A 6399-nucleotide genomic window follows, 5' to 3' on the forward strand; every position below is an offset into this window, starting at 1 on the left:
GGAGTGTATAAGAGACAGGATTTAGAGTACTAGAGAATTATTTTGTAATGTGGTCTGATTTCAAAAAAAGAATATAATCAAAAAACTTACAAATTGGGATAAGTCATGCTGAACAAGCTCTCTCACCGTATTTTGTGCAACAGTTTATTATTGAGCACAATAAACTTTGGCCTAGCAGATCCAGCCTTATCAAATGAATATATTGAATCGGATAAATATCCTGAAGGTGAATGGACAACAATTATTAGCAATGACTATGAAGTCATAAAAATAAAAAATGGCAGTATTACCGGAAATAGTAACTCAAAATCCGGTAGTTTCGCTACTTTTTCTACCGAAAATAACCAAACGCAAGTACTTGAATCAACGGGGCGCTTAAATCTTGAATGTGATGGGAAACCATACAATTCTTGGAATACAAAAAGCATTAATTTCACCTATTATCAAGATTACCAAGCCTCCCCCACTAGTCAAAATAGCTATAACATCTACTATATTCTAATGCATAAGCTATACCCTATCAAGCATTATATTTGTGATGATATTAATCCTAATTATTTAAAAGTTGGTATGGCAATGAAGGATGTGAGAAAGCTATTAAACAGCGATGGATTTGAAATCTTTAACAGAGATGCTGAAGATGATGGGAACTTTACTACAGGGCCTATCTGTGATGACGATAAAAAATGTGAGTTACACGGAAATAGCGCAGTAACACGTATCTATTTTCAAAATAGACAAACTGGTGCAACCATTGTTACTGGCAGTGTTAATTACGAACTCTATACTGCGAGTTTTTCTGAATTTTAAAAATATAATAGCTACAAACTAAATAGATTTATTCGCTTACTAAAGCTCCAGCAATGATGAGGAAATTTGAAGTAGTTTTTTGCCAAATCTGGGAGGCTTTTCAAACACATTCTTGAATCCTAGGCTAAAATGACTAGACTATGAGAAACCTAATTCAGAATTAAAATTATGACTCATCTGGCTTTCAAAAAATATTTATCGTACTCTGCCTTGATTGTCTCAGTGAGCGTTGCTTGCGTAAGCACTACTTTAAGCCAGCCAGCTCTCGCTCAAGTTTCGATTGCGGGAGACTGGAGTAGTTCTTGGGGAACTGTAAGATTGTCTCAAAATGGCACAAGTGTTTCTGGCTATTATGCTAAACCGGACCAACTGTTAGAAGGTTCTATCTCAGGCAATGTCTTGTCTGGATACTGGACGAAAAATATGTCAGCTCGTCGTTGCACAACCTCCCGTAACGGAAGCTTTTATTGGGGACGTGTTCGTTTAGTTTTTAATGATTCCACATTTGCGGGGGACTGGGGGCATTGTGGTGATGAACCTACAAAAAAATGGACGGGAAGTCGTTCGAGTCAAAGCACTGCAAGTACGCCATCTGTGCCGCCGGTGGCTTCTGTAACTTCTATTGGCGGGAACTGGACTAGTTCTTGGGGAAATATAAGCCTGAATCAAAATGGGGCAAACGTCACCGGGTACTATGCCAAACCCGACCAACAGTTGGAAGGCACTATGTCGGGCAATATCTTGTCTGGATACTGGACGAAAAGTAGTTCGGGCCGTCGTTGCACAACCTCCCGTAACGGAAGCTTTTATTGGGGGCGTGTTAATTTGGTTTTCAATGGTCCCACATTTTCCGGGCTCTGGGGATATTGTGGTGATGAACCTACAAGAAATTGGTCAGGCAATCAAGTCTAAGCAGTTGAGGGAATGAGTCAAATTGTCGAATTCCCAATGAAACCTGCCGGATTTCGCCAGGCGATCGCCATCCAATAATTATCGTTGCTCCCTTGATCGGCTAACAAAGCTTGACTAGATAATCGCCAATGGTTTGTATCTCCGCTATCCGGTAAGTACTGATATTTAGCTAAATTTTTGTCTGGTATAACTTGATTCAAGCCACCGCTAATGCCTTGCCCCGTTGCTTTTAAAAATGCCTCCTTCGCCGTCCAAAGTTGATAAAACAACTTAGTTCTTTCCTCGTTATCTAAACTCTCCAATTGGCGAACTTCCTGGGGAGCAAAAAAACGCCTAGCTAATTTTAAGTAATGAGGTTTAGGGAACATAATTTGCAAATCAACTCCAACTTCTCCCTCTGCACTGACACCAATCAAGCCATAATTCCCGCTGTGGGCGACGTTAAACCATGGCGATCGCCGTTCCCTGTCCACTAACTCCGGCTTACCCTGGGGCCCATAGGTGAACTGTAATTGCTGGGGCAGACAATTAAGGTGACGGGCTAGGAGTATGCGTAACGCCAGGCGCATGGTCAAAAATCGCTGCTTATCCCGGGGCTGTTGATAGCGTTCACTGCGGGCTATTTCTTCAGGACTTAATAAGGCTTGATAACCAGAAGGTAGGAGGCGATCGGTGGGACAAAGCCAAATCTGGGGCTGGTGGGACACAGGTCGGTGTAAAAGGTATTAAAAAAACAGTAAAGAAGTTTTGTTATTCTTCTCCATCCCCAAGTCCAGATAGAATGGGGAGCCGATCGCCAGTAACCTAAAGAAAGGAAAGGCAACGGGAGGAAAATTGTGACAGTTAAAATTGGTTTACTTGGTTTAGGCACCGTCGGCACCGGCACAGTGGAAATTTTGCAGGAGCCCCAGGGTCGTAGTCCTCTGCTCAAAGCGATTGAGATTAAAGCAGTGGGGGTGCGTTCCCTCGATAAGCCCCGTCAGGTAAATTTGCCGCCGGAGGTGTTGACCACCGACCTAGAGACCATTGTCACCGATCCCGACATTGCCATTGTGGTGGAATTAATGGGGGGACTGGAACCCGCTAGATCCCTCATTCTCCAGGCGATCGCCCATAAAAAGCACATTGTCACCGCCAACAAAGCGGTCATTGCCCGTTACGGCCCGGAAATTTATGAAGCGGCCAATCAACACGGCGTTTACGTTCTGCTAGAAGCGGCGGTGGGGGGCGGCATTCCCATCATTAAACCCCTCAAGCAATCCCTGGGGGGCAATCGCATCGAAAGTATTGTCGGCATTCTCAATGGCACCACCAACTATATTCTTTCCCGCATGACCAGTGAGGGAGCAGATTTCGACGAGGTGTTAACAGCGGCCCAACAATTGGGCTATGCCGAAGCGGATCCCAGTGCCGACGTAGATGGGTTGGATGCGGCGGACAAAATTGCCATCCTTGCGTCTCTCGGTTTTGGTGGCCGGGTCAAACGGGAAGATGTGGCCTGTGAAGGAATTAGATCCGTCAGTGCGGTGGACATTGCCTACGCCGATCGGCTGGGCTTTGTAATTAAACTTTTGGCGATTGCCGACGGTAATGCAGGGGAAAACTCGGAAACCTTGCAACTGCGGGTTCATCCGACTTTAATCGCCAAGGCCCATCCCCTGGCCAGTGTTAATGGAGTTTATAACGGTGTCCTAGTAACAGGAGATCCCCTGGGACAAGTGATGTTCTACGGTCGGGGAGCTGGAGCCGGGCCCACCGCCAGCGCCGTCGTATCCGATGTGATCAATATTGTCGGTATTATCACCAGCAGTGACGAAAATCCGGCCCTCGATCCCCTGCTTAGTTGCACCCACCAACATTACTGCCAGGTGTCTTCCATTGAAGACCTAGTCACCCGTTTTTATTGCCGCTTCCTTTGTGCCGACGTACCGGGGGTGATTGGCCACCTTGGTATGGGCTTTGGTAACCATGGGGTGAGTTTGGAATCCCTGGTGCAAATTGGCTTTACCGACGGCTGTGCAGAAATTGTGGTCGTCACCCACGATGTGCGGGAAGGGGACTATCGGGCTGCGCTGGAGGAAATCAGCCAACTGGAAGCAGTGAAAGAAATTCCCAGTGTGATCCGGGTGCTTTCCTAGGAGTTTTTTTCAAACGTATCCCTACCCAAAATTTGGGGGAAATTTAGTCAAAATTCTCCAGTATGGCCGGAGTTTTAGTGGGTCGATTTAGCGGGCAAAGTCAAACTTTATCAACATCAACAGGCTCTTAAGCTGAGCAAAATTAATTTATTTCCGGGGAGTGTATGGTTATGGCTGGTTTAAAACGAATTTTTATCACTGGGATCAGTGGTTGCATTGGGCACTATTTAGCGGATGAATTAATCCAGGGTACAGACCATGAACTATTCCTACTGGTGAGAAATCCAGATAAGTTACAGTTTGACCCCAAGCTGAGGAGCAATATTCATTTAATCCCCGGTGACATGGGCAATATTGAAGCCCACAAAGATCTGCTGCAAACTATTGACTGCGCCATTCTCATTGCCACCAGTTGGGGCGATCGCCAGGAGACCTACAACATCAACGTGGTCAAAACCCTGACTTTGATCAATTTGCTCAACCCAGAACGATGCGAGCAGATAATTTATTTTTCCACCGCCAGTATTTTGGACCGCCAAGGGCAACCATTACCAGAAGCCGGAAGTTTGGGTACTGATTATATCCGCACCAAATATCTCTGCCATCAAGCTTTAGAACCACACCCTATTCCTCCGGTGGAAGTCGCTCCCATCAGCGAAGCCATGGCCAATAAAATCACAGTGGTTTATCCCACCCTGGTCTTTGGCGGTGAATCCGGTAAACCCTATTCCCACCTTTCTGGAGGATTGGGGGAAATTTTACGCTGGTTACCTCTAATTCGCTGGTTCCGGGCCGATGGTAGTTTCCACTTTATCCACGGTAGAGACATCGCTCGGGTGGTGGCCTATTACGTTGACCATCCGCCTGGAGCCAGAATTGATGTGGTGTTAGGTAATGAACCGCTCACTGCCACGGAGGGCATCCGTCAAGTTTGCCAATATCACCACCAAAAAATTTACTTCCAAATTCCCCTTTCCCTCACCCTGGCCAATATTTTTATCAAGCTATTTCGCATTCAAATGGCAGACTGGGACCGTTTTTGCCTAGATTATCGCCACTTTACCTATCCCGATCCGGTGGCCCCGGCCCAACTGGGTTTACCGGTCCATTGCCGAACCATCGCTGAATTGATGGCCGTTAGTCCCAAACCCACTGCTCGCCATTAGCCCCGGGCATAATCATCTTGAAAACGGATAATATCGTCTTCCCCTAGGTATTCCCCGTTTTGCACCTCAATCAGGACTAACTTAATTACCCCAGGGTTTTCCAGGCGATGGGCAGTGCATTGGGGCACATAGGTGGACTGATTTGGTTCCAATAGTTCTTCCTTGTCTCCACAGACGATGCGAGCGGTGCCGGATACCACAATCCAATGTTCACTGCGGTGATGGTGCATTTGCAGGCTGAGACGATGCCCCGGATTCACCTCAATGCGTTTGATTTTGTAGCCGTTGCCTTCCTCCAGGGTGGTAAAAGAGCCCCAGGGCCTAGTTTCCGTGGGCAAGTGACCGGGGGGAGTAGCAGTTGGGGACAGGGATGGGGTGGATAGGGAAGTGACAACCATTAATTTTTTTCCTCAACAACAATTAACCGCATCGACAATTTTTTCTAACCCAGGCTAACACAACGGCTTGACTAGGGTTTAGGTTCCCATACGGACAGCAGAAATCAACGTCAAAAATTTGTTGACCCCGAGTTGCTTGAATCCTCGACAACGTCGGTAAATAACTCATACCCACGGATTATTGCCGTTACCCCTTATCTTTGACCCCTAGTTGCTCCGTGGCCCAGGTTTGCCAAAATTGGTAGTTTAATTTGCCCAAAGGCGATCGCCGTAGAGTCGGCACAGGAAACCAATGCTTAGGACATTTCGGCCCACTTAACTGGGCTTTCACCCGCTGGCTCAAGTTGGCCAAATCATCCCCCTGACTCGGTTTGGGAACATAGACTGCCACCAACATTTCTCCCCAATGGCGATCTCCAACTCCGACGATGACTACATCTTGAACTAAATTCTGGTCGAGCAAAAAGGCTTCGATTTCCTCTGGGTCAATGTTTTCTCCACCGCTGATCAGACGCCGACCCCGACGGCCAGTGACATGTAGGTAGCCATGGTGGCAATAACCCAAATCCCCGGTGGTGAAAATTGCTTCTTTCTGGCCTGTCCCTTGGGGTACATAACCCTGGAATAAAGCATCGGATTGGATATTGATTATGCCCACGGTGCCGGGGGAAACTGCTTCCCCATCGGAGTTGGTGATGGTGAGGCGCACATGGGGTAACAACTTCCCTACTCCCGTTTGGCCAGCCAGAAACTCTGCTGGGGTGAGGGTGGCAATTTGGGCGGCAGTTTCCGTCATGCCATAGGTGGGGGCGAGGTTAAGTCCAGCCGCTTTTGCTTTGGCCAACAGTGCAGGCCAGGCCGGGGCTCCCCCTAAAAAAATTAGCCGGAAGTTTTTTAACCAAGCACCATGGCGATCCAGTAAATATGCCAACTGGGTGGGCACTAGGGAAGTGACGTAGTCGGGGGGTAAAGGAG

Annotated in this window: 6 protein-coding genes and 1 pseudogene; 4 read left to right on the forward strand and 3 right to left on the reverse strand. The window is 47.3% G+C overall.

Going from position 1 to position 6399, the window contains the following annotated elements:
* Nucleotides 1–105: 105 nt before the first annotated feature.
* A complete protein-coding gene (locus IQ219_RS15495; protein ID WP_194073206.1) occupies nt 106–810 on the forward strand; it encodes a hypothetical protein in 705 nt (234 codons plus the stop codon).
* A gap of 168 nt (nt 811–978) precedes the next feature.
* Nucleotides 979–1722 carry a hypothetical protein gene (locus IQ219_RS15500; RefSeq protein WP_194073207.1) on the forward strand — a complete coding sequence of 248 codons (744 nt, stop codon included), beginning with the start codon at nt 979–981 and terminating at the stop codon, nt 1720–1722.
* 40 nt (nt 1723–1762) lie between these two features.
* On the opposite strand, the pseudogene IQ219_RS15505 reads toward IQ219_RS15500, so the two are convergent.
* Nucleotides 1763–2429: pseudogene (locus IQ219_RS15505) on the reverse strand (4'-phosphopantetheinyl transferase superfamily protein); the annotation flags it as partial.
* 129 nt (nt 2430–2558) lie between these two features.
* Here IQ219_RS15505 and IQ219_RS15510 point away from each other — a divergent pair.
* Nucleotides 2559–3860: a homoserine dehydrogenase gene (locus IQ219_RS15510; RefSeq protein ID WP_194073208.1), complete on the forward strand. Its 1302-nt coding sequence runs from the start codon at nt 2559–2561 to the stop codon at nt 3858–3860.
* A 164-nt stretch (nt 3861–4024) separates the two neighbouring features.
* Nucleotides 4025–5026 (forward strand): NAD(P)-dependent oxidoreductase, encoded by a 1002-nt coding sequence (locus tag IQ219_RS15515; RefSeq protein WP_194073209.1) that lies wholly within the window; start codon nt 4025–4027, stop codon nt 5024–5026.
* On the opposite strand, the gene IQ219_RS15520 is transcribed toward IQ219_RS15515, so the two are convergent.
* The gene (locus IQ219_RS15520) at nt 5023–5424 is read right to left on the reverse strand and encodes a phosphomannose isomerase type II C-terminal cupin domain (protein WP_190598566.1); all 402 of its coding nucleotides are present in this window, start codon (nt 5422–5424) and stop codon (nt 5023–5025) included. The genes IQ219_RS15515 and IQ219_RS15520 overlap by 4 nt on opposite strands.
* Before the next feature lie 187 nt (nt 5425–5611).
* Nucleotides 5612–6399 (reverse strand): AMP-binding protein (locus tag IQ219_RS15525; protein ID WP_194073210.1); only part of this gene is annotated, 788 nt, incomplete at its 5' end.

Origin of the sequence: Synechocystis sp. LEGE 06083, assembly GCF_015207725.1 — a bacterium.
GTDB lineage: Bacteria > Cyanobacteriota > Cyanobacteriia > Cyanobacteriales > Microcystaceae > Synechocystis > Synechocystis salina.